This is a genomic window from Pseudomonas sediminis, assembly GCF_002741105.1.
Lineage (GTDB): Bacteria > Pseudomonadota > Gammaproteobacteria > Pseudomonadales > Pseudomonadaceae > Aquipseudomonas > Aquipseudomonas sediminis.
Window position 1 is genome coordinate 739521 of sequence record NZ_NIQU01000001.1, and the last position, 19647, is coordinate 759167.

Sequence of the window (19647 nt, forward strand, 5' to 3'; positions counted from 1 at the left end):
GGATGGGTCTTGCTTCGGAAACGCTCAATCTTGTCTCTCGCTCATGCCTTACCAAGGCCTGCCGGCAGATCGCCCGCCAGACCGCTGGGTGAGACTTAGCCACTGGCGCACACACTTGTCCAGCAGCACATGAGGCTGCCTTCAGGAATGTTGGGGTGCAGCGACGCCAGCGGCTATGATGCGCCAGCTCCACACGCCTCCGGAAAACGCCTGCCATGCCGTCACTCGTCACCCCATTCGCCGACCTCGACCTGATTCGCCAGCCCGAACAGCAGAACGAACCTCTGCAGGCCTTCGATGCTGCCGACGAATACCTGTTGAGTCATGTGCACGAGCAGGGCATCGACGCCACGAGCCGGGTGCTGGTGCTCAACGATGGCTTCGGCGCCCTCGCCTGCTCGCTGGCCACACTCTGCCAGGTGACCAGCAGCGGCGACTCGCACCTCGGCCATCTGGCATTGCAGAAGAACCTGGCGCGCAATGGTGTGGCGGTGGAGGCGGTCCGCTTTGTGACGTCCAGCGAAACGCCGCAGGGGCCGTTCGACTGGGTACTGATCCGCGTGCCGAAGACCCTGGCGCTGCTCGAGGAACAACTGATCCGTCTGCACGACCAGTTGGCGCCGAATGCCCGTGTGGTGGCTGGGGCAATGATCAAACACCTGCCGCGCGCTGCCGGTGATCTGCTGGAACAATACATCGGCCCGGTGCAAGCCTCGCTGGCGGTGAAGAAAGCCCGGCTGCTCGTAGCCACGCCTGAAACCAAGGCGCCGCCGCACTCGCCCTACCCCACTCGCTACAACCTGGATAAACCGGCGCTGGAGTTGATCAACCACGCCAATGTGTTCTGCCGCGACGGCCTGGATATCGGTACCCGCGCCTTTCTTCCGCATCTGCCACGCCACCTCGGCCGCGTCCGCGTCGCCGATCTGGGTTGTGGTAACGGCGTGCTCGGCATCGCCTATGCTTTGGGCAGCCCACAAGCGGAGCTGACGCTGGTGGACGAGTCGTACATGGCCGTGCAATCAGCGCAGGAAAACTGGCGGGCGGCACTCGGTGATCGGCCAGTGACCATACGCGCTGGCGATGGCCTGGCCGAGCAGCCAGCTGACTCGCTGGATCTGGTGCTGTGCAATCCGCCCTTCCACCAGCAGCAGGTGGTCGGTGACTTCCTCGCCTGGCGCATGTTCCAGCAGGCCCGCGCGGCGTTGGTCACCGGTGGTGAGCTGTGGATAGTCGGCAACCGCCACCTGGGCTACCACGCCAAGCTGGCCCGGCTGTTCCGCGGTGTCGAACAGGTGGCGGCCAATCCGAAGTTCGTGGTGCTCAAGGCGAGAAAATAGGTTCTCTACAAGGTCAGAGTAAACCGCGACAGCAGCGCGCCCGGCAACGCCATCGAGCCGGTCTGCCTGGCGCCGTAGGTCCCGCCCGGCAGCAGCAGCTCCGGCTCGCGGGTCAGGGCTTCCAGCTGCAGGCCGAGGAAGTCGAACAGCGAATCGTCAAAACGCATGGTGTCGACCGGCGCCTGGATCTGCCCATCCTCGACCCAGAAGGTGGCAAAACGGGTCATGCCGGTCAGGCGTGCGGCGGGCAGGTCGGAGAAATTGCCGTACCACAGGTTGCCGATATACAGCCCGGTGCCGAGCTGTTGCAGCGCGTCCTGCTCGTCCAGCTCACCACCATGCATCTCCAAGGACAGCGGGTATTCGCCGCTGCACGCGCCATTGGTGATCAGGCCATATTCCGCGGCACTGCGCGAGCTGACCAGGCGCTCGCCGGGTCGCCCCTGGCTGATCAGGCGCAACGGCCGACGCGGCCCTTCTGCGGTAAAGGCCGGCGCCAGGCCGCCGTCGATGCGCTCGTCCATGGTCACCAACGAGCTGAGTTCGGATTTACCGTTGAACAGCCGCTGCAAAGGGCTGCCACCCGACGCCAGCGCCTGGGCGCCGAAGCCCCAGCAGCACAGGCTGACCAGTTCTTCCAGCGCAGCCGGTGCCAGGTATGCGCGATACCCCCCCGGCAGCAGCGACTTCGCCGGCCGGCCGAGAAACTCCAGTTGTAGCCGCGCGCGGTCCAGCTTGCGGGCGAACGCCTGGGCGTCCCACTGCTCACCGGCATAGGCGCTTTTCACTGCCTGGCCGTTGCCGTGAAACAGGCTGAATTCGAAGTTGAAACTGCTCGCGGCGTACCAGCCGAATGCGCCCCAGGAACTGGCGAAGCCCTGGTACTGAGGCCCCACGGCCAGAAAGCCAACCAGATCCAGACCAGCAGCCGCAGCGACGATCTGCTGCGCCATGACCGCACTGTCGAGCGAACCTGCTTCACTCGCCACCTCGCTGCGCCAAGCCTCACGGTTCAAGCGCAGATAAGGGTCATCACTCAAGGTTGGCAGCACGCCTCGCAGGCGCTGCACTATCTGCTGCAGACGCGGCAAATCCTCATCGAGCACACCGCTGAGTGCCAGTTTGCTCTCGGCATGGCGCTGCCCCAGGTACAGAGACAGGGTGACGTAGACCTGCTGCACATCGCCGGCCTGGCGCACTTGCCCCTGATTGAACCGGATGAAGCTGGATACCTCGGCGCCATAGGCCAGGGTGAAACCCTCCTCGCCCAAGACTTGCGCCTGCAGATGCTCGAACAACGCGCTGAAATGCTGACGTGCATCCATCAGACCGCCCCTCCGAAAACGTCGATATCGGCGAATACGCAGGCCGGCGAGGCGTGCCCCACGCGAATCACCTGGTTGGGTTCACCCTTGCCGCAATAGGGTGTGCCCATCACCTCGAAGGTGCTGGTGTCCCCTACCGCACGCAGGTTGCGCCAGAACCGCGAGCTGATGCCTCGGTAGTTAGGGTTCTTCACCACGTCCTTGAGTTCGCCGTTTTCGATCAGTTGGCCCCACTCGCAGCCGAACTGGAATTTGTTGCGCGCGTCGTCGATCGACCAGGAGCGGTTGTTGCTCATCAGAATCCCGCGTTCGATACCGCCGATCAGTTCGGCCAGCGGCTGATCGCCTGGCTCCAGATTGAGATTGGCCATACGGTCGATGGGCGGCCGGTTCCAGCTGCAGGCGCGGCTGTTAGCCACCCCTGGCAAGCCGCTGCGCCATTGCGACAGCGCGCCGCCGAGCGGACGCTGAAGGATGCCGTCTCGGATCAGTAGCTGCCGTTCGGCCGGCGTGCCGTCATCGTCATGGCGGTAGCTGGACAACTCTCCAGGCACGGCCGGATCGAAGCTGACATTGAGCAGCGGCGAGCCATATTGGTAATGCCCGAAATCGCTCTGACGGATAAAGCTGGTACCGGCGAAATTGCGCTCATCGCCGAGGATGCGGTCCAGCTCCAGCGGATGGCCGATAGACTCGTGAATCTGCAGGATCATCTGGTCTGGCATCAGCAACAGATCGCGCGAACTGTTCGGGGTGTTGGGCGCCAGCAGCAGTTGCAAGGCCTCATCGGCGATGCGCGCAGCGCTGCCGATCACACCCAACTGCTGCAACACCTCGGCGCCGCCCTGGCGCGCCAGATGCGTGCCGCCGAAGCTGCGACTCTGGCTGTCGTGTTCGTCGCTGGCGGTAACGCCCACCTGCGGGAATACATAGCGCTGGGCGCGCCGCAGGCAGGCGCCCGCGCTGTTGAGAAATATCTGCTCATGGCAGGTGAACGTCAGCCCGACGTGGCTATCGACCAGACGCGCATCCTGGGGAATCAATGCCGACTCTGCCATCAACAGCTCGAACCAGTGGGCAGCGCCCGCCAGCGGCTGCTCGTAGCCTGGCATCACATCGTCGTTGTGTTCGGTGGGGTACGGCAGACTGCCGAGATCCAGCAGGTTATGCCCAGCCAAGGTACGTGCCATCTGCTCGGCGCGCTCCAGTGCAGCCTGCAAGCCAGTCTGACTGAGATCGCTGGTGGCCGCATAGGCTTCGACACCGGCGATACGTACGGTCAACATGGCGCCAGCATCGTCGACGAAGGAAGGCGCCTGCGCCACACGCCGCCGCACCCAGTAGGACTCCCTGCTCTCGCGCACATGGCGCAGAGACCAGTAGTCGGCAGTCGATTTCAGCGCGGCGAAGCGGCGTTTGAGGGTGTCGCTGAGGGCGAACATCGGGCCTCCTTGGCGTGCGAAGAAAGGAGGCCAGTATGGGAACAAGCACGCGCCGGGATCAACCGCGTGCTCAGCCCGGCGTCCCCAACCCCGCCGCGCTCATGAACTGGCGCAACAGCCAGGCCACGATGCCCAGCGCGGTGACGCTGCAGGCCCAGATCAGCACCAGCCAACCCAAACGCTGCCACAGCGGCTTTTTATCCTGCTCGACCTTGGTCATTTCACGCCCCTCAGTGGTAGCCATCATCCACCGTCACCTTGCCGCGGAACACGTAATAGCTCCAGGCGGTGTACATGAGAATGAAGGGAATGATGAACAACGCGCCCACCAGCATGAAGCCCTGACTCTGCGGCGGTGCGGAGGCCTCCCAGATACTGATCGATGGCGGAATCACGTTCGGCCACAGGCTGATGCCCAGACCGCTGTAGCCGAGGAAGATCAGCGCCAGGGTGAGCAAAAATGGCGAGTAGTTACGGTTGTTGGCCACCGAACGCAGCAGTGCGTATGTGCACAGCAGCACCAGTACTGGCACCGGCATAAACCAGAACAGGTTCGGCAGGCTGAACCAGCGCTCGGCGATCGCCGGGTGCTCGAACGGCGTCCACAGACTGACGATGCCGGTCACCGCCAGCACCACGAACACCAGTGGCCGCGCCATGTCATGCATCTGCTGTTGCAAGCGACCTTCGGTTTTCATGATCAGCCAGGTGCAGCCGAGCAACGCATAGGCCACGATCAGCGCCAGGCCGCAGAACACCGAGAAGGGTGTCAGCCAATCGAACGCACCGCCGGCGAAACTGCGATTGACCACCTCGAAACCGTCGATATAGGCACCCAGTGCCACGCCCTGGAAGAAGGTGGCAGTCAGCGAGCCGCCGATGAAGGCCTTATCCCACAGATGGCGCTTGGCGGCCTTGGCCTTGAAGCGAAACTCGAAGGCCACACCACGGAAGATCAGCCCCAGCAACATCAGGATCAGCGGCAGATAAAGCGCGTCGAGTACCACCGCATAGGCCAGCGGGAAGGCGCCGAACAGGCCGGCACCGCCGAGTACCAGCCAGGTCTCGTTGCCGTCCCAGACCGGCGCGACAGTGTTCATCATCACGTCGCGCTCGCCGTCGTCACGGACGAAGGGAAAGAGGATGCCGATACCCAGGTCGAAGCCATCCATCACCACGTACATCATTACGCCAAAGGCGATGATCACCGCCCAGATCAGCGGAAGGTCGATACCCATGTTCAGCTCCTCTCCGGCAAGGTGTCGGTTTCACCATCTTCCAGGCCTTCTTCAGCCGCCGACAGCGGACGCGCTGGCGTACGCGGCTGGCCTGGCCCGCCTTCGGACGCTTCCTTGCCCTCGTCGATCTTCGGCCCCTTGCGCACCAGGCGCAGCATGTAGCCGATCCCCGCACCGAACAGCACGAAATAAACCACCACGAACAGCGCCAGGGTAAAGCCCAACTGCGCCGCGCTATGCCCTGACGAAGCATCGGCGGTACGCATCAGCCCATGGATGATCCACGGCTGACGACCGATCTCGGTGGTGTACCAGCCGGCAAGGATGGCGATGATGCCGCTGGGGCCCATCCATACCGCCAGATGCAGGAACGGCCTGCAGGTGTACAGCCGCTCGCCGCGGCGCAGCCAGGTGCCCCACAGACCGGTGAGGATCATCATCAGGCCCATGGCGACCATGACGCGGAAAGTCCAGAACACGATGGTGGAATTGGCGCGGTCTTCCGGCGGGAAGTCCTTCAGGGCCGGCACCTGCTTGTCCAGACTGTGGGTCAGGATCAGGCTACCGAGCGCGGGGATTTCCACCTTGAAACGGGTTTCCTCACGCTGCATGTCCGGCCAGCCGAAGAGGATCAGCGGAGTCGGCTCGTCACCGACGTTTTCCCAGTGCCCTTCAATGGCGGCGATCTTCGCCGGTTGGTACTTGAGGGTGTTGAGGCCATGCAGGTCACCGATGAAAGCCTGTATCGGCGCCACCAGCAGGGCCATCCACAGCGCCATCGAGAGCATCTTGCGGATAGCCGGGTTGTCACGCCCGCGCAGCAGGTGCCAGGCCGCCGAAGCCCCCACGAAGAAGGCGGTGGCGAGAAACGCCGCGGTCGCCATATGCGCCAGGCGATAAGGGAACGATGGGTTGAACACCACGGCGAACCAGTCCACCGGGATCACCCGGCCATCGATGATCTCAAAGCCCTGCGGCGTATGCATCCAGCTGTTGGAGGCGAGAATCCAGAAGGTCGAGATCAGCGTGCCGATGGCCACCATCACCGTGGAGAAGAAGTGCAGGCCAGGCCCGACGCGGTTCCAGCCGAACAGCATGACGCCGAGGAACCCCGCTTCGAGGAAGAACGCGGTGAGCACCTCGTAGGTCAGTAGCGGCCCGGTGACCGCCCCGGCAAAGTCGGAGAAGGCGCTCCAGTTGGTGCCGAACTGATAGGCCATGACCAGGCCGGAGACCACGCCCATGCCGAAGTTGACCGCGAAGATCTTCGACCAGAAGTGGTAGAGATCACGGTACAGGGTATTTCCGCTCTTCAGCCACAGACCTTCGAGCACCGCCAGGTAACTGGCCAGACCGATGGTGATGGCCGGGAAGACGATGTGGAAGGAAATGGTGAAGGCAAACTGGATTCGGGCGAGATCGAGCGCCTCTAGGCCGAACATGTCACATCCTCATTCAGGGTTATTTCGGCCCCAGCACGCAAGCCGATCCATAGACTCCAGGTGTTGGAGTCAAACGAGCTGAAATTGTTCTTATGGAAGTGGTCTGCAGCCGAGAAGCTGCTGAGTAAAGCGCGAAAAGACGTATTGATCTGGATCAATGCGCACTAAAAGACTAGCCGCTAAAGGCATAACTGGCGCTGTGGTGATTTGCCGCGCGACAGGCCACCGCAGCGTTCGCAGAGAACAGCACGCTGCGAGTGCTTGTCGCGGCTGAAGCCCCTCCCACAGCCGTTCGGCGCGCAAAAAAGAGCGGCCACGCGCTACACGGGCCGCTCGAATCACGGAGTTGCTTACATCGGGTGGTCGCGATGACTTACGACCACCCGTATTGGATTACCGCTCGAGGATTGCGGTCACACCCTGACCGCCGGCCGCGCAGATGGAGATCAGGCCGCGCCCCTCACCGGCCACCGACAGCAGCTTGGCCAGGTTGGCGACGATACGCCCGCCGGTGGCCGCAAAAGGGTGACCGGCAGCCAGCGAACTGCCCTTGACGTTCATCTTGCTGCGGTCGATGGAGCCCAGCGGCGCGTCCAGGCCCAGGCGCTCCTTGCAGTAGTCGGCGTCCTCCCACGCTTTGAGGGTGCACAGCACCTGGGCGGCAAAGGCCTCGTGAATCTCGTAGTAGTCGAAATCCTGCAGGGTCAGGCCGTTGCGCGCCAGCAGGCGCGGTACCGCATAGACCGGTGCCATCAGCAGCCCCTCCTTGCCCTGGACGAAATCCACCGCTGCCGCTTCACCATCGCGCAGGTAGGCCAGCACCGGCAGGCCGCGGGCCTTGGCCCATTCCTCGCTGGCCAGCAGCACCAGCGAGGCGCCATCGGTCAGCGGCGTGGAGTTGGCCGGGGTCAGCGTGCCGCGCGGTCCGCGTTCGAAGCAGGGTTTGAGGGTCGCGAGTTTCTCGGCGCTGATGTCCGGGCGCAGATTCTGGTCGCGAGTCAGACCGAGAAACGGCGTCATCAGGTCATCGTGCCAACCCTCGGCGTAGGCCGCCGCGAGATTCTGGTGACTGGCCAGCGCCAGTTGGTCCTGCTCGTCACGCGGGATGGCCCAGCGCTGCGCCATCAGCTCGCAATGCTCGCCCATCGACAAACCGGTGCGCGGCTCGCCATTGCGTGGAATGTGCGGAGCCAGGTGGCGCGGGCGAATCTTCAGCAGGCTCTTGATCTTGTCGCCGGTGCTCTTGCTGCGATTGGCCTCCAGCAGGATCTGCCGCAGCCCCTCGTTGACGCCGATGGGCGCATCGGAGGTGGTGTCGACACCGCCGGCGATACCGCAGTCGATCTGCCCGAGGGCGATCTTGTTGGCCACCAGAATCGCCGCTTCCAGGCCGGTGCCGCAGGCCTGCTGCAGGTCGTAAGCCGGAGTCTCCGGCGCCAGGCGCGAGCCCAGCACGCATTCACGGGTCAGGTTGAAGTCCCGCGAGTGCTTGAGCACGGCCCCGGCCACCACCTCACCGAGGCGCTCGCCATGCAGATTGAAGCGCTCCACCAGCCCTTCGAGGGCGCTGGTCAGCATCTCCTGATTGCTCGCCCTGGCGTAGACGGTGTTGGAACGGGCGAACGGAATACGGTTGCCGCCTACGATGGCGACCCGGCGCAACTGGGTCATGTGGACTCCTTGCTGGTCGAGAAATCGAAGAAGCCTGTGGCGAACTATTGCCCGTCAGCCGGCTCCCAGAAACATGAGACATACACTTTAGCCCTATGGTCGTACAGGCTAAACCTTGAATAGCCGCGAACATTGGCCGCCTCGCCGGCGCGTGAGGCAACAGAGTCAATTGCGCTTTGCCGACTGCCGCGTACAGTGACACGACTTTCGATTCGCCCGCAGGAGCCCTTCATGTCTGATCGTTACCTCGCCTTCGCCAACTCCTCCACCGGCCGCCGTTTGGTTGGCGCCCTCGGTCTGCCGGCGCCTGTGCGCCTGGAACGCTGGATGGCCGGCCGCGTACGACCGATCGATGGCGCCCTGCTGTTCGGCGGTGAAGGCGACCTGGTCAAGGCCATCCAGCCTTTTGCCAGCAAGCTCACGGATCAGTTGTTCGCCGCGCGCGACGGCCAGCGCGACCTGCCCCGCTGGACCGCCGAGCACGGCCCCAAGCTCAAGGCGCTGGTCTTCGACGCCAGCCACCTGACCCGTTTCGAGCAGTTGATCGAGCTACGCGACTTCTTCCAGCCCGCCTTCAAGGGGCTGGCCAACAGCCCTCGTGTGGTAGTGCTGGGGCGTGCGCCCGAGTCGCTCAAAGACCCAACCGCCGCCAGCGTGCAGCGCTCACTGGAAGGTTTTACCCGCTCGCTGGGCAAGGAAATTCGTCGCGGCGGGAGCGTGCAGTTGCTGTATGTCGGCAAGGGTGGCGAGCAGCAACTGGAAGGCGCGCTGCGCTTCTTCCTCTCGCCGAAGAGCGCTTACGTTTCCGGCCAGGTGCTGCGGCTCGGCGCCTGCAGTGAACAAGTCAGGGACTGGACGCGCCCGCTGGCCGGCAAGAAAGCGCTGGTCACCGGCGCCTCGCGCGGCATCGGCGCCTCTATCGCAGAAGTGCTCGCCCGTGACGGCGCCGAGGTGGTGCTGCTCGATGTACCACAGGCGGCCGATGCGCTGCAGGCGCTGGCGGCGCGCCTGGGTGGACGCGCCGTGACCCTGGATATCTGCGCCGACGATGCGCCGCAGCGCCTGGTCGAAGCCTTGCCCGACGGCCTCGACATCGTCGTGCACAACGCCGGTATCACCCGCGACAAGACCCTGGCGAAGATGAGCGACGCGTTCTGGAACTCGGTGATCGACGTCAACCTCAAGGCGCCGCAGGTACTGACTCAGGCGTTGCTGGACGCCGACAAGCTGCACGACAATGGCCGCGTGGTGCTGATCGCCTCGATCAGCGGCATCGCCGGCAATATGGGTCAAACCAACTACGCGGTGAGCAAGGCCGGCGTGATCGGTCTGGCTCAGGCCTGGGCGCCGGCCCTGGCGAAGAAAGGTATCAGCATCAACGCGGTGGCCCCTGGCTTCATCGAAACCCAGATGACCGCCGCCATTCCGCTGGGCATCCGCGAGGCCGGGCGACGGATGAACTCGATGAGTCAGGGTGGCCTGCCGCAGGACGTCGCCGAGGCCGTGGCCTGGTTCGCCCAGCCGGGTTCCGGCGCAGTGACTGCGCAGGTGCTGCGCGTGTGCGGGCAAAGTTTGTTGGGGGCTTGAGACCGTTGCGAGGGTGGGCTGAAGCGGATCGCCGCCCGGCCCACCCTAGGGTCATGGGCGAGTGACTATCTGTGGGAGGCGCTTTAGCGGCGACGCTCGCGGCTAAAGCCCCTCCCACGGGATGGCATCAAGCTTTGCCGCGCTTGCGAAATTCCACCGGCGTTTCCCCGACCCAGCGCTTGAACGCGCGGTAAAAGGTGCTCGGTTCGGAGAAGCCGGTACGCTCGACGATCACTTCGATACGCTCGTCGGTCTTGAGCAACAGCTCCTTGGCCAGGCGGCAGCGGTAATCGGTTATCAGGTCGTTGAAACGCACCCCGGCCATGGCCAGACGCTCACGCAGGCGCCGCGCCGGCATGTTCAAGCGCGCCGCCACCTGTTCCAGGGTGGCGCCGCCATCGACCAGCAGTTCGGCAATCAGCTCTCGCACCTGGCGCACCAGGTCCAGCCTCTCCACTTCCGCCAACTGCCGCCGCGCCAGCGACTCGTGCATGCGCAGCAATTCCGGGGCTGCGTGGCGCGAGGCCTTGTCCAGCACTGCAGCATCGAACAGCAGTGCACAGTCCTCGGCGCCCAGACGTACCGGGCAACCATAGACCGCCTGGTAGCGCTCAGCGGGCGCGCCCTCGGCATGCATGAAGCGCACTTCACGTGGGCGGAAATCGTTTTCGGTCAGTGCCGCGAACAGGCGGATCACCGCCCCTGCCAGCATCTCCGGAAAGTGCCGCGGCGTATCGGCCTCCAGTCCCAGGGTCAGCACGGCCACGTCGCCTTCCACGTCCAGGCGCGCGCTGAGGGTGTCGGAGAGCAGGCGCACATAGCGCAGCGCGTGGCGCAGGCCAACGCCAAAGGTTTCGCTGGAGAGAAACAGGTATTCCAGCAGCAGGCCATGGAAGGCGGGCAGGTGCTGCGCCAGGTACAGGCCGACATGCTCCTCGCCACACTCTTCGCTGGCGGCCTTCCAGAATGGCGCCTGGGCGGCGTGAGGAAAGCGGCCAGCCGGCAGCCCACCAGGAGGCAGGCCAACGCGCACCAGCACGCGGTCAGGATCGGTTCCGCTGGCACGCAGGGCATCGATTACCGGGCGCATCAGCGCCACATCGTCGGTCAGATCACGCATGATTCCTGCTGTTCTTCTTATTAGTGAGCATTTTTCGTGAGCGGCGCCATCTTAGGGTCAGCGAGCCACCGCGCGCAAACCGCGTCGCAGGTCGGATTGACTGGCCTGCACACAAGCTGGGCAGAACAGCCAATGCCAGTGTAGGTCTGAGGGTTAAGCTGCTGTCATTCATTCGCCAAGGAGTTCGCCAATGGCCATCGACTGGCTCGACCTCGATACACCTCCGGCCCTGCCCGGCCTGTTCCTGCGCGCGGCCCTGCGTCGCAAGGTGACCGGCCGCCAGCTACCCAATATCGGCCTGCGCTGCCGCGTGGACGTGGACCCGAAGCACCTGGCTCGCTATCGCCAGGTCTGCGCCATCGCAGACAGTCCCTACCTGCCACCGGTCTATCCGCATGTGCTGGCTTTCGGTCTGCAGATGCAATTGCTCACCGACCGCCGCTTTCCGTTCCCGCTGCTGGGCCTGGTACATCTGGAGAACCGTATCCGCGTATTGCGCCCAATGGGCGGGCTCGGACCGTTCCAGATCAGCGTGCAGGTGACCGACCTGCAGCCGCATGACAAAGGCGCCACGTTCAGCCTGATCACCCGCCTGGAAGATCAGCTCGGCCTGCTCTGGGAAGGTGACAGCCGCATTCTCTGCCGCGCCCTGCGTCTCGACGGCCAGGCGCCGCTACGCGCCGAACAGCCGGCGCTGGAGCTGGCGCCACTGGCCGACTGGGCCGCCCCTGCCGATACAGGCCGGCGTTACGCGCGCGTGGCCGGCGACTACAACCCGATCCACCTCTACGCCGTAACGGCACGTCTGTTCGGCTTCCCGCGCGCCATCGCTCATGGTCTGTGGAACAAGGCGCGCAGCCTCGCGGCCTTGCACGCCCACCTGCCGCAGGCCGGCTACGTGGTGGACGTACGCTTCCAGAAGCCCGTGCTGCTGCCCACCCACGTTGCCCTGCAAGCCAGCGAGCCTGGCGCCAGCGGCCAGTTCCGCCTGATCGGCGAAGGTGACACCCCGCATATGGCTGGGAGCTGGCAGCCGTTGACTGTCTGACGTAGCCCGATGTCATCCAGGAGCTTATGTCGAGAACATCCGCCCCGGATTGCATCCTGCGTTGCCGTAGGAGCGAGCTCTGCTCGCGAACCTGGCCAGCGGAAAAGCTTCGCGAGCAGAGCTCGCTCCCACAAAAGTCGCTGCTTTGCCGACCTCTTCCCGCCAACGACTTGCGGTCGCCTCCTTTCGAGCCGAAGCTATGCGGCTCGAACGGAGCCACACCATGAACCTCGCTGAACTCACCGCCCGCATGCACGCCATTCGCGATCACAACGATTGGCGCCGTTACCAGAGCCCGAAGAACCTGGCCATGGCCGCCAGCGTGGAAATGGCCGAGCTGGTGGAGATCTTCCAGTGGCTGAGCGAAGAGCAGTCGCGCCAGCTGCCTGCCGACCAGCTCGCCCACGCCGGGCAGGAAGTAGCCGACGTAGTGCTGTATCTCGTGCAGCTGTGCAGTGAACTGGGTATCGACATGAATCAGGCGGTGCTGGACAAGCTCGCCGATAACGAACGGCGCTTCCTCAAATGAGCGACCGCCACTTCGACGAACTCGCCACCCGTTTCGCCGAAAAGATCTACGGCGGCGCCAAGGGTGCCATCCGCCTCGCCGTGCTGCAGGCTGACCTCGCTGAAGCGCTACCGGATCGCCCGCTGCGCGTGCTGGACGTCGGCGCCGGCCTGGGCCACATGAGCCTGTGGCTGGCCCAACGTGGCCATCAGATCACCCTGGCCGAGCCGGCCGAACCCATGCTAGAAGGTGCTCGCCAGCGCTTCGCCGAGGCAGGCCAGAATGCCACTTTCCTCCAGGCACCCTGGCAGGATCTGCTCGGCCAGTTGCAGGAGCCCTTCGATCTGGTGCTGTGCCATGCCGTGCTGGAATGGCTGGCCGAGCCGGCGGCCATCCTGCCGGTGCTCCACCAGCTGACGGCCAAGAACGGTTGGCTGTCGCTGGCCTTCTACAACAAGGACGCGCTGATCTACCGCAACCTGCTCAAGGGGCATTTCCGCAAACTGCGCAAGGAACACTTCGCCGGTGAGAAACAGAGCCTGACGCCACAGCAACCGGTCGACCCGCGCGAGCTGAGCACGCAACTCGCCGCCGACTGGCAGGTCGAAAGCCGTAGCGGCGTACGCGTATTCCACGATTACATGCCGCAGCAATTCCAGGCCAAGGCCGAACTGATCGACCTGCTGGAAATGGAGCTGGCGCACCGCCGCCATCCCAGCTTCGAGGGGCTCGGCCGCTACCTGCACTGGATCTGCCGACCACGCTGAGCGCGTTGGACGAAGCTGGCAGGCCGGCGTAGCCTGAAACCATCGGGGATGCCGCACGCGACCACGGAGACGACCATGCGCACCGCCATAGCCCTATTCATCTTGCCGCTGCTGGCCGCCTGTCAGAGCAAGAACCCTTACCAGGCCGAGTCGCTACCCATGCCACCGGCGCCGCCCGAAGCGGCCACTACCTTCGACCGCAGCGCCTACCCAGCCGCGCCGCGTGACTACGGCCGCTACCGCAGCTGGAGCTGGCTGGATGGCCGCGCGCCTGGCGGCGATCAGTTGGCCGACAGCGTCAGCGCCGGCCTCGACCAGTATGGCCTGCGCCCGGCGCTCAATGGCCCAGGCGACGTGCTGGTCAGCGCCCGTATCAGCCAGGAAACCCGTCTGCGCCAATACCAAGACAACGTCGGTGGCTACTACGGCACCGGCAGCCACTGGGACCGCCGCTACGGCGCCTACGGCAGCGTCCCCATCGTGCGCACCTACGAACAGAAAGTGGCCGTGGTGCGCATCGAACTGATCGACCCACGCGACCGCCAGGTGGTCTGGTCAGGCAGCGGCGAAGCCGTGGCCGGCAAGGACCAGGCGGCGCAGGCCGATGCCATGCGTGCGGCCATCCGCAGCGCGCTGAACGGCTACCCACCCTATTGATCGACAGCCCTGGAGAGCACCATGCGTAACCTGTCCTACCTGATCGCGGCGCTGCTCCTGAGCGGCTGCGCCAACGTCAGCCTGGAGCGCGACTTCGACCCCAGTCGCGACTTCGGCGCCTACCGCAGCTGGAGCTGGATGGACGACAAGCTCGCCTACCAACCCGACGACGCACGCCTGAAGAGCGATATCACCGAAGCGCGAATCAGCCAGGCCGTCGCCGAGCAGCTCGAGCAACGCGGCCTGCGCCAAGCAGCTGACGGCAAGGGCGACCTGAAAGTGCAGAGCGTGCTGATCGTCGACGAGCGTCAGGACCAGATCACCACCCAGTACGGCGGTGGCTGGGGCGGCTATTGGGGAGGTTACTGGGGCGGCCCGGCCTTCACCGAAACGCGCCGTGTGGACTACAAGGTCGCGACGCTGCAGATCGACCTGTACGACGGCAAAGACGGCAAACTGGTCTGGCGCGGCAGCGGTGAACAGGTGATGCGCAGCCAGCCACCGACACCGGCAGAGCGCGAACGGGCGATCCGCGAAACCGTCACCCAGGTGCTCTCTCAGTATCCCCCGCGCTGAACAAGGACCGCCCCGTTTGAACGCAAACCTGCAATACCGCCCGGCCACGGCCACCGACCTCGGTGACGTGGTCGGCTTCCCGCAGAACATCGATGAACTGTTCTTCTGCTACCCCAAGGCCATCTGGCCACTCAATGTTGGCCAGCTCGCTGCCGCCATTGCCGAGCGGCGTGAAAGCACCGTGGTGGAAACGGCTGGGAAAGTCGCCGGCTTCGCCAATTTCTACCAATGGCAGCACGGCGAATTCTGCGCCCTCGGCAACCTGATGGTGGCGCCCTGGGCGCGCAGCCAGGGCGTGGCTCAACACATGGTGGAAGTGATGGAGCAGATCGCCCGCGAGCGCTACAGGGCGCCGCTGATGAAGGTGTCCTGTTTCAACGCCAACGCTGGCGGCCTGCTGCTCTACACCCGTATTGGCTATCAGACCGTCGGTATCGTCGAACGCCGCGCCCCAGATGGCAGCCGCGTCGCCCTGGTGCAGCTGGAAAAACGACTCTAGAGCTCGCCGGCGGTTTGCCCTGCTGGCGGCTCGTTAGCGGGCATCGACAGCAACCGGCATGGATTTCAGCCATCCGCGCAGATCAAGAAAAACCGAGCGGGAGTTTCCCAGCGCTAGTAAACGGCCGCGTTCGACATGACGAGCCGTACCAAGCTGATAGCGCAGCGTCTGCTCCTGACTAGCGATACCGGAGAATCTGCTCGTGCGCCAGTCGCTTGCCAACAATGCGGCGCTGTCATCCACGCCAGCATTGGCAGCGGCATGCAAATGGGCCGCGTCCTGCGCCAGCCAAAGGCTCAGGCAATCTTCACATTGCATCGGTTCGGCAAACGACTCGATGCGCCCGGCATAGAGAACTTTGTTGCCTTGGGTCAGCCTAGCTTCAGTCACCAGACGCAACACCTGCATGCTGTCGCTGAAACGCACGCGTGGGACGATTCGCAGGCTTATATCTGCGGCCAGGGACGGCGCATAGCCTTGCTTACTCAACTCTCGGCTGTACGCAAGGTGGTAATAGTCGGCCCAGTCGTGACCACTCAGGGCCTGGTCAACAGGATCGATCTGGCCCTTGGCGGCCCGACGAGCGTCCCGCTCGATCGCCGACTGCGACAGATTGGCCAGTAGCATCGAGCCAATGACCGTGCCTGCGACGGCTGCACCACCACCCACTCCAGCACCGGAGTTCGCGACGCCCTGCATGGTACCGCTGAGGTGCCTGGAGGTTTGCTCACCAGCCTCGGAAAGCCGAGAACCATCGATCACTACATCCGCATTCAACCAACCATCTTCCGGGGCTTCGATGACCAGCTGAAAGCCCTGTGCCAACTGCATTTCCAATGTGTCGCTGCGAGCAGGAGAGAGGTTTGCATCGGTCGCACAGCCTGACAGCGCAAGCCCCAACAGACCTGCGCCGAGCAGTCCAAGCCGCACGATTAGTTACTGGATAGCTGCTGCGCGTCAAAAGGCAGCAGCATCTTTTGCTCGGCTTCGTCCAACGCCTTGTAGAACGCATTGGTCAGATTGGGATACTCAGGCGACTCATCCCACTCGCCTTCCGCTGCACGACTTACAGCCGAGGGCTGGAAGTAGATCAGGCGGTTGTCATCCAGGTCGACAATGGTGGTAACCATCGTCACCACAGACACAGGATCGCTGGTCGGGATCATGCCGTAATAGCTGCGAGTCGTACCGTTAACGCCCAGCATGAGCAGCACCACTTTATCGATCCCTTCCTGAGCCTTGAGCGGCGTCATGTCGAGCTCGGCATACCCGAGCTTGCGTTCGGCCTTCTTGAAGTTCTTGAAGTCGTGGGGCTTGTCCAGCAGCTTGACGGTATAGCCCTGATCTTGCAGGCGCTCGGCGACCTTCTGCTGCAAGCCGCGCAGACTGGTGGAGTCCCAACTTTCGACCTTCTTGGTCAGTCCTGAGGCCATACCCTTGTTGACGGCAACGTCCAGCAGCCCCTGCTGCCCGGTCATCTGCACCGAAGGGGCTGGAATCTCGGTGATGGCGATGCCGATGCGATCCTGCTTCTCAGCCCAGAAAGCTTGATCCATGGCAACCGGCGGCTGAGGAGTGGCACAACCGGTCAATGCAGCCAGTGCAACGAATACAACAGCCAGACCGGCACGAATTCCTTTCATAGTGTTCATCCATGTTTGTGTAAGTGAGCCTGGCGCTAAGGGCCAAAGAGAGGCGCGCAAGGATAATGCTATTTGGCCACCATGCAAAGCAGACACATCACACAGAATCCAAATGGTTTTCACATACGTGCTGCAGTAGCCAATTCTGGATGGTAGTAATCAGAGTCACTGGACATACCCGAGAGTTGTCAGCTGCACCCTGCAACAGAGCGCCGCATAATTACGCTCTTTAGTAGTCCTCGGAGCTCACCATGAACCACATCAGCGGCTGGCTGCTGGCCCTGCCCTTCCTTGCCGGCGCGGTGCTGCCTCTGCAGGCCGGGATCAATGGCCAGCTTGCCCGTCACCTCTCCAGTGTCTTCGCCGCCGCACTGATTTCCTTTGCTGTTGGCAGCCTGGCGTTACTGCTGATGACCCTGAGCCAGCGTGAAATGCCTGGCCTCGGTGCGCTCAAGGAATTGACCTGGTGGCACTGGAGCGGCGGCCTGCTCGGTGCTTTCTTCATCGCGACCGCGGCCTTCGCCGGGCCGCGCGTCGGGGCATTGCTGTTCATGGTGCTGGTAATCGCCGGACAACTGGCCATGGCCATTACCCTCGATCATTTCGGATGGGCCGGTTTTCGCGAGTCCCCTATCACCGTCGGCAAGGTGGCAGGCTTGCTCTTGATCGTCGCCGGCATCTGGATGATTCGCCGCGGCTGACGGGTGGCCGCAAATACTGGCAAATGGACACTTCAAGGCTCACGAAAAGGCGCTATGCTCAGGCATGCCGTTTCTGTGATCACAAAAGCCCCCTGGAGAAGGTTCTGACGTCGCCTGCGACGGCCCGGAGGTGGCCGCCAGCGGTGGCAGGCCGAAAACGATGACCGACGCCGAAGTACCGCGCCAACCCAATACCTTCGCCCTGTGGCGTGAAGTGGATGACACCCGCATCCGCACGCGCCTGGGTGGCTTCTTCTATTTTCTGGCCTGGTTGCTGACCTGGGTCTTCAGCGCAGCACCCGGCAGCCTGATGTTCAGCGGGGTGCTGGGCTGCCTGCTGTTCGCCGCACTGCTGGCCGCGCGACTGCTGCACCGCCCTGATGGCCTCGAAAGCCCCGAGCAGTTGCAGCGCTGGCTCGACCGTCACTGGGGCCTGATTCTCCTGACCTCGCTGTGCTGGGGCCAGGCCCATGCGCTGGCGGTATACAGCAACGCCTACAACGACTCGGAAATGATCGCCACCCTGGCCACGGTGGCCTTCGCCACGGCGATGACCTTTAACTTCGCCATGCGCCGCGGCCGCGCACTCCTGGCGCTGGCCCTGCTCTATCTGCCGGGCCTGGCAGTGATGGCGCTGAACTGGCAGCAGAAACACACGATACTGGTCACCCTGATCTTCTACCTCAGCTATCTGGTGCTGGTGTTGGGGCGCAACCATCGTGAGTACCGCGCCACCCTCGAACTGGAACTGAAGCTGCTGGAGCAGCAGCGTCAGCTCGATCTACTCAGTCGCACCGACAGCCTGACCCAGCTCGGCAACCGCTATCAATTCAATAACCTGTTTCCCAGCCTGGTGGCCAATGCAGTGCGCCAGGGCGAGCCGCTGTCGCTGGTACTGATGGACATCGACTTCTTCAAGAAGGTCAACGATGAACACGGCCACGCCGGTGGCGATGCCTGCCTGAGCGCCTTCGCCGAACACATGCGCAAGGTGTTTCGCCGCGATGCCGACGCACTGCTACGCCTGGGTGGCGAGGAGTTCGGCGTACTGCTGCCGGGCACCACACTGGCCCAGGCCTGGGATCTGGCCGAGCACTTTCGTCAGGAGCTGGAGGTGGAAGGCCTGCAGTTGGACGATCAGCGTCTGGAGCTGACCACCAGTCTTGGCATCGGTTGCTTCAGCAACAGCCATGACGCTGATGCCGACGCCTTCTTCAAGCGCGTCGACAGTGCGCTATACCGCGCCAAGCGCGAAGGCCGCAACCGTCTGGTTGCGGCAGATCACTGAGGATTACAGCCGGAACTTGCCCATCTGCCCAGCCAGATCATCGGCCAGACGGCTCAAGGTCTGACAATCCTCACGGCAGGCGCGCACCTCGCCGGCCGTGGCGTGGGCCAGATCGGCGATACCCTGCACATTGCGGTTGATCTCCTCGGTCACCGAACTCTGCTCTTCGGTCGCCGAAGCCACTTGAGTGTTCATGTCACTGATACGCTCGATCTGCTCGGTAATCGCGCCGAGCGACTGCCCGGTGCGCTGACTGGATTCGACGCCAGTGCCGGTGGCCGACTGCCCCGCGTGCATGGAGCTGACGGCCGTTTCCGCGCCCTGTTTGAGGCGCTGAATCATCTGCTGGATCTCGTCCGTCGATGCCTGAGTACGACTGGCCAGCGTACGCACCTCATCGGCGACCACGGCGAAGCCGCGGCCCATCTCCCCGGCGCGTGCGGCCTCGATGGCCGCATTGAGCGCCAGCAGGTTGGTCTGCTCGGAGATACCGCGAATCACCGCCAGCACCTGGTCGATGGAAGCGACTTGCTCGGCCAGCTCGGTCACCGCTCCGGCCGCGCTGCCAATATCGGCAGACATGCGTTCTATGTGGGCGATGGACTGGCCCACCACCTGGCGCGCCGTTTGCGCCTCTTCGCGCGCACTGCGCGAGGACTGCGCGGCGTTGCTGGCGTTACGCGCGATCTCCTGCACGGTCAGGCCCATCTCGTGCACGGCGGTGGCCACCATATCGGTCATTTCCTGCTGCTGGCCGGCGCGCCCTGCGGTGTTTTCCACCACCCGCGCTACCTG

20 protein-coding genes are annotated in these 19647 nt (G+C 63.8%); 10 read left to right on the forward strand and 10 right to left on the reverse strand.

Annotated elements, in window-relative coordinates; translation table 11 throughout:
* Positions 1 to 215 precede the first annotated feature (215 nt).
* Positions 216 to 1340, forward strand: a complete 1125-nt coding sequence (locus tag CDO35_RS03535; protein ID WP_099522596.1) for a methyltransferase — start codon at positions 216 to 218, stop codon at positions 1338 to 1340.
* Positions 1341 to 1345: 5 nt separating this feature from the next.
* Here CDO35_RS03535 and CDO35_RS03540 read toward each other — a convergent pair whose 3' ends face one another.
* The 6 genes from CDO35_RS03540 to CDO35_RS03565 form a co-directional block, all read right to left on the reverse strand.
* The gene (locus CDO35_RS03540) at positions 1346 to 2665 is read right to left on the reverse strand and encodes a TldD/PmbA family protein (RefSeq protein WP_099522597.1); all 1320 of its coding nucleotides are present in this window, start codon (positions 2663 to 2665) and stop codon (positions 1346 to 1348) included.
* The gene (locus CDO35_RS03545) at positions 2665 to 4107 is read right to left on the reverse strand and encodes a TldD/PmbA family protein (RefSeq protein WP_099522598.1); all 1443 of its coding nucleotides are present in this window, start codon (positions 4105 to 4107) and stop codon (positions 2665 to 2667) included. The genes CDO35_RS03540 and CDO35_RS03545 overlap by 1 nt, the downstream gene beginning before the upstream one ends.
* Positions 4108 to 4177: 70 nt before the next feature.
* Positions 4178 to 4327, reverse strand: coding sequence for a DUF2474 domain-containing protein (locus tag CDO35_RS03550; protein WP_099522599.1), 150 nt, complete (start codon positions 4325 to 4327; stop codon positions 4178 to 4180).
* Between the two features lie 10 nt (positions 4328 to 4337).
* Positions 4338 to 5345, reverse strand: coding sequence for a cytochrome d ubiquinol oxidase subunit II (gene cydB / locus CDO35_RS03555; protein ID WP_099522600.1), 1008 nt, complete (start codon positions 5343 to 5345; stop codon positions 4338 to 4340).
* 2 nt (positions 5346 to 5347) lie between these two features.
* The gene (locus CDO35_RS03560) at positions 5348 to 6787 is read right to left on the reverse strand and encodes a cytochrome ubiquinol oxidase subunit I (RefSeq protein ID WP_099522601.1); all 1440 of its coding nucleotides are present in this window, start codon (positions 6785 to 6787) and stop codon (positions 5348 to 5350) included.
* A 393-nt stretch (positions 6788 to 7180) separates the two neighbouring features.
* Positions 7181 to 8458, reverse strand: coding sequence for an acetyl-CoA C-acetyltransferase (locus tag CDO35_RS03565; RefSeq protein ID WP_099522602.1), 1278 nt, complete (start codon positions 8456 to 8458; stop codon positions 7181 to 7183).
* A 231-nt stretch (positions 8459 to 8689) separates the two neighbouring features.
* Here CDO35_RS03565 and CDO35_RS03570 point away from each other — a divergent pair, with 231 nt between their 5' ends.
* On the forward strand, positions 8690 to 10045 hold the full coding sequence (locus tag CDO35_RS03570) for a 3-oxoacyl-ACP reductase (protein WP_099522603.1): 1356 nt from the start codon (positions 8690 to 8692) through the stop codon (positions 10043 to 10045).
* Positions 10046 to 10172: 127 nt separating this feature from the next.
* Here the strand turns inward: CDO35_RS03570 and CDO35_RS03575 are convergent, their stop codons facing one another.
* Positions 10173 to 11165, reverse strand: coding sequence for an AraC family transcriptional regulator (locus tag CDO35_RS03575; protein WP_099522604.1), 993 nt, complete (start codon positions 11163 to 11165; stop codon positions 10173 to 10175).
* Between the two features lie 190 nt (positions 11166 to 11355).
* On the opposite strand from CDO35_RS03575, the gene CDO35_RS03580 reads away from it, so the two are divergent.
* The 6 genes from CDO35_RS03580 to CDO35_RS03605 all read left to right on the forward strand — a co-directional run bounded on the left by CDO35_RS03580 (position 11356) and on the right by CDO35_RS03605 (position 15220).
* Complete coding sequence (locus CDO35_RS03580) at positions 11356 to 12213, forward strand: MaoC family dehydratase (RefSeq protein WP_099522605.1); 858 nt, start codon at positions 11356 to 11358, stop codon at positions 12211 to 12213.
* A 223-nt stretch (positions 12214 to 12436) separates the two neighbouring features.
* A complete protein-coding gene (locus CDO35_RS03585; protein WP_099522606.1) occupies positions 12437 to 12742 on the forward strand; it encodes a nucleotide pyrophosphohydrolase in 306 nt (101 codons plus the stop codon).
* Positions 12739 to 13488 (forward strand): methyltransferase, encoded by a 750-nt coding sequence (locus tag CDO35_RS03590; RefSeq protein WP_099522607.1) that lies wholly within the window; start codon positions 12739 to 12741, stop codon positions 13486 to 13488. The genes CDO35_RS03585 and CDO35_RS03590 overlap by 4 nt, the downstream gene beginning before the upstream one ends.
* A 75-nt stretch (positions 13489 to 13563) precedes the next feature.
* Complete coding sequence (locus CDO35_RS03595) at positions 13564 to 14145, forward strand: DUF4136 domain-containing protein (RefSeq protein ID WP_099522608.1); 582 nt, start codon at positions 13564 to 13566, stop codon at positions 14143 to 14145.
* Positions 14146 to 14166: 21 nt separating this feature from the next.
* Positions 14167 to 14721 (forward strand): DUF4136 domain-containing protein, encoded by a 555-nt coding sequence (locus CDO35_RS03600; RefSeq protein WP_099522609.1) that lies wholly within the window; start codon positions 14167 to 14169, stop codon positions 14719 to 14721.
* A gap of 16 nt (positions 14722 to 14737) precedes the next feature.
* A complete protein-coding gene (locus CDO35_RS03605; protein ID WP_099522610.1) occupies positions 14738 to 15220 on the forward strand; it encodes a GNAT family N-acetyltransferase in 483 nt (160 codons plus the stop codon).
* 33 nt (positions 15221 to 15253) lie between these two features.
* On the opposite strand, the gene CDO35_RS03610 is transcribed toward CDO35_RS03605, so the two are convergent.
* The gene (locus CDO35_RS03610) at positions 15254 to 16150 is read right to left on the reverse strand and encodes a hypothetical protein (RefSeq protein ID WP_143507302.1); all 897 of its coding nucleotides are present in this window, start codon (positions 16148 to 16150) and stop codon (positions 15254 to 15256) included.
* 2 nt (positions 16151 to 16152) lie between these two features.
* Positions 16153 to 16863 (reverse strand): hypothetical protein, encoded by a 711-nt coding sequence (locus CDO35_RS03615; RefSeq protein ID WP_099522612.1) that lies wholly within the window; start codon positions 16861 to 16863, stop codon positions 16153 to 16155.
* Between the two features lie 251 nt (positions 16864 to 17114).
* On the opposite strand from CDO35_RS03615, the gene CDO35_RS03620 reads away from it, so the two are divergent.
* Positions 17115 to 17564 (forward strand): DMT family transporter, encoded by a 450-nt coding sequence (locus CDO35_RS03620; RefSeq protein ID WP_099522613.1) that lies wholly within the window; start codon positions 17115 to 17117, stop codon positions 17562 to 17564.
* A gap of 160 nt (positions 17565 to 17724) precedes the next feature.
* Positions 17725 to 18852 (forward strand): GGDEF domain-containing protein, encoded by a 1128-nt coding sequence (locus CDO35_RS03625; protein WP_099522614.1) that lies wholly within the window; start codon positions 17725 to 17727, stop codon positions 18850 to 18852.
* A 3-nt stretch (positions 18853 to 18855) separates the two neighbouring features.
* On the opposite strand, the gene CDO35_RS23165 is transcribed toward CDO35_RS03625, so the two are convergent.
* Entirely contained in the window at positions 18856 to 19593 is a 738-nt protein-coding gene (locus CDO35_RS23165) for a methyl-accepting chemotaxis protein (RefSeq protein ID WP_420713135.1), read from the reverse strand.
* Positions 19594 to 19647 lie beyond the last annotated feature (54 nt).

Excerpts from the sequence above, each read along its gene's own strand:
- CDO35_RS03535 (WP_099522596.1), top strand. The coding sequence starts at position 216 with ATGCCGTCACTCGTCACCCCATTCGCCGACCTCGACCTGATTCGCCAG.
- cydB (WP_099522600.1), bottom strand. The coding sequence starts at position 5,345 with ATGGGTATCGACCTTCCGCTGATCTGGGCGGTGATCATCGCCTTTGGC.
- CDO35_RS03545 (WP_099522598.1), bottom strand. The coding sequence starts at position 4,107 with ATGTTCGCCCTCAGCGACACCCTCAAACGCCGCTTCGCCGCGCTGAAA.
- CDO35_RS03590 (WP_099522607.1), top strand. The coding sequence starts at position 12,739 with ATGAGCGACCGCCACTTCGACGAACTCGCCACCCGTTTCGCCGAAAAG.
- CDO35_RS23165 (WP_420713135.1), bottom strand. The coding sequence starts at position 19,593 with ATGACCGATATGGTGGCCACCGCCGTGCACGAGATGGGCCTGACCGTG.
- CDO35_RS03615 (WP_099522612.1), bottom strand. The coding sequence starts at position 16,863 with ATGAAAGGAATTCGTGCCGGTCTGGCTGTTGTATTCGTTGCACTGGCT.
- CDO35_RS03565 (WP_099522602.1), bottom strand. The coding sequence starts at position 8,458 with ATGACCCAGTTGCGCCGGGTCGCCATCGTAGGCGGCAACCGTATTCCG.
- CDO35_RS03575 (WP_099522604.1), bottom strand. The coding sequence starts at position 11,165 with ATGCGTGATCTGACCGACGATGTGGCGCTGATGCGCCCGGTAATCGAT.
- CDO35_RS03600 (WP_099522609.1), top strand. The coding sequence starts at position 14,167 with ATGCGTAACCTGTCCTACCTGATCGCGGCGCTGCTCCTGAGCGGCTGC.
- CDO35_RS03580 (WP_099522605.1), top strand. The coding sequence starts at position 11,356 with ATGGCCATCGACTGGCTCGACCTCGATACACCTCCGGCCCTGCCCGGC.
- CDO35_RS03595 (WP_099522608.1), top strand. The coding sequence starts at position 13,564 with ATGCGCACCGCCATAGCCCTATTCATCTTGCCGCTGCTGGCCGCCTGT.
- CDO35_RS03620 (WP_099522613.1), top strand. The coding sequence starts at position 17,115 with ATGAACCACATCAGCGGCTGGCTGCTGGCCCTGCCCTTCCTTGCCGGC.
- CDO35_RS03540 (WP_099522597.1), bottom strand. The coding sequence starts at position 2,665 with ATGGATGCACGTCAGCATTTCAGCGCGTTGTTCGAGCATCTGCAGGCG.
- CDO35_RS03570 (WP_099522603.1), top strand. The coding sequence starts at position 8,690 with ATGTCTGATCGTTACCTCGCCTTCGCCAACTCCTCCACCGGCCGCCGT.
- CDO35_RS03560 (WP_099522601.1), bottom strand. The coding sequence starts at position 6,787 with ATGTTCGGCCTAGAGGCGCTCGATCTCGCCCGAATCCAGTTTGCCTTC.
- CDO35_RS03585 (WP_099522606.1), top strand. The coding sequence starts at position 12,437 with ATGAACCTCGCTGAACTCACCGCCCGCATGCACGCCATTCGCGATCAC.
- CDO35_RS03625 (WP_099522614.1), top strand. The coding sequence starts at position 17,725 with ATGACCGACGCCGAAGTACCGCGCCAACCCAATACCTTCGCCCTGTGG.
- CDO35_RS03550 (WP_099522599.1), bottom strand. The coding sequence starts at position 4,327 with ATGACCAAGGTCGAGCAGGATAAAAAGCCGCTGTGGCAGCGTTTGGGT.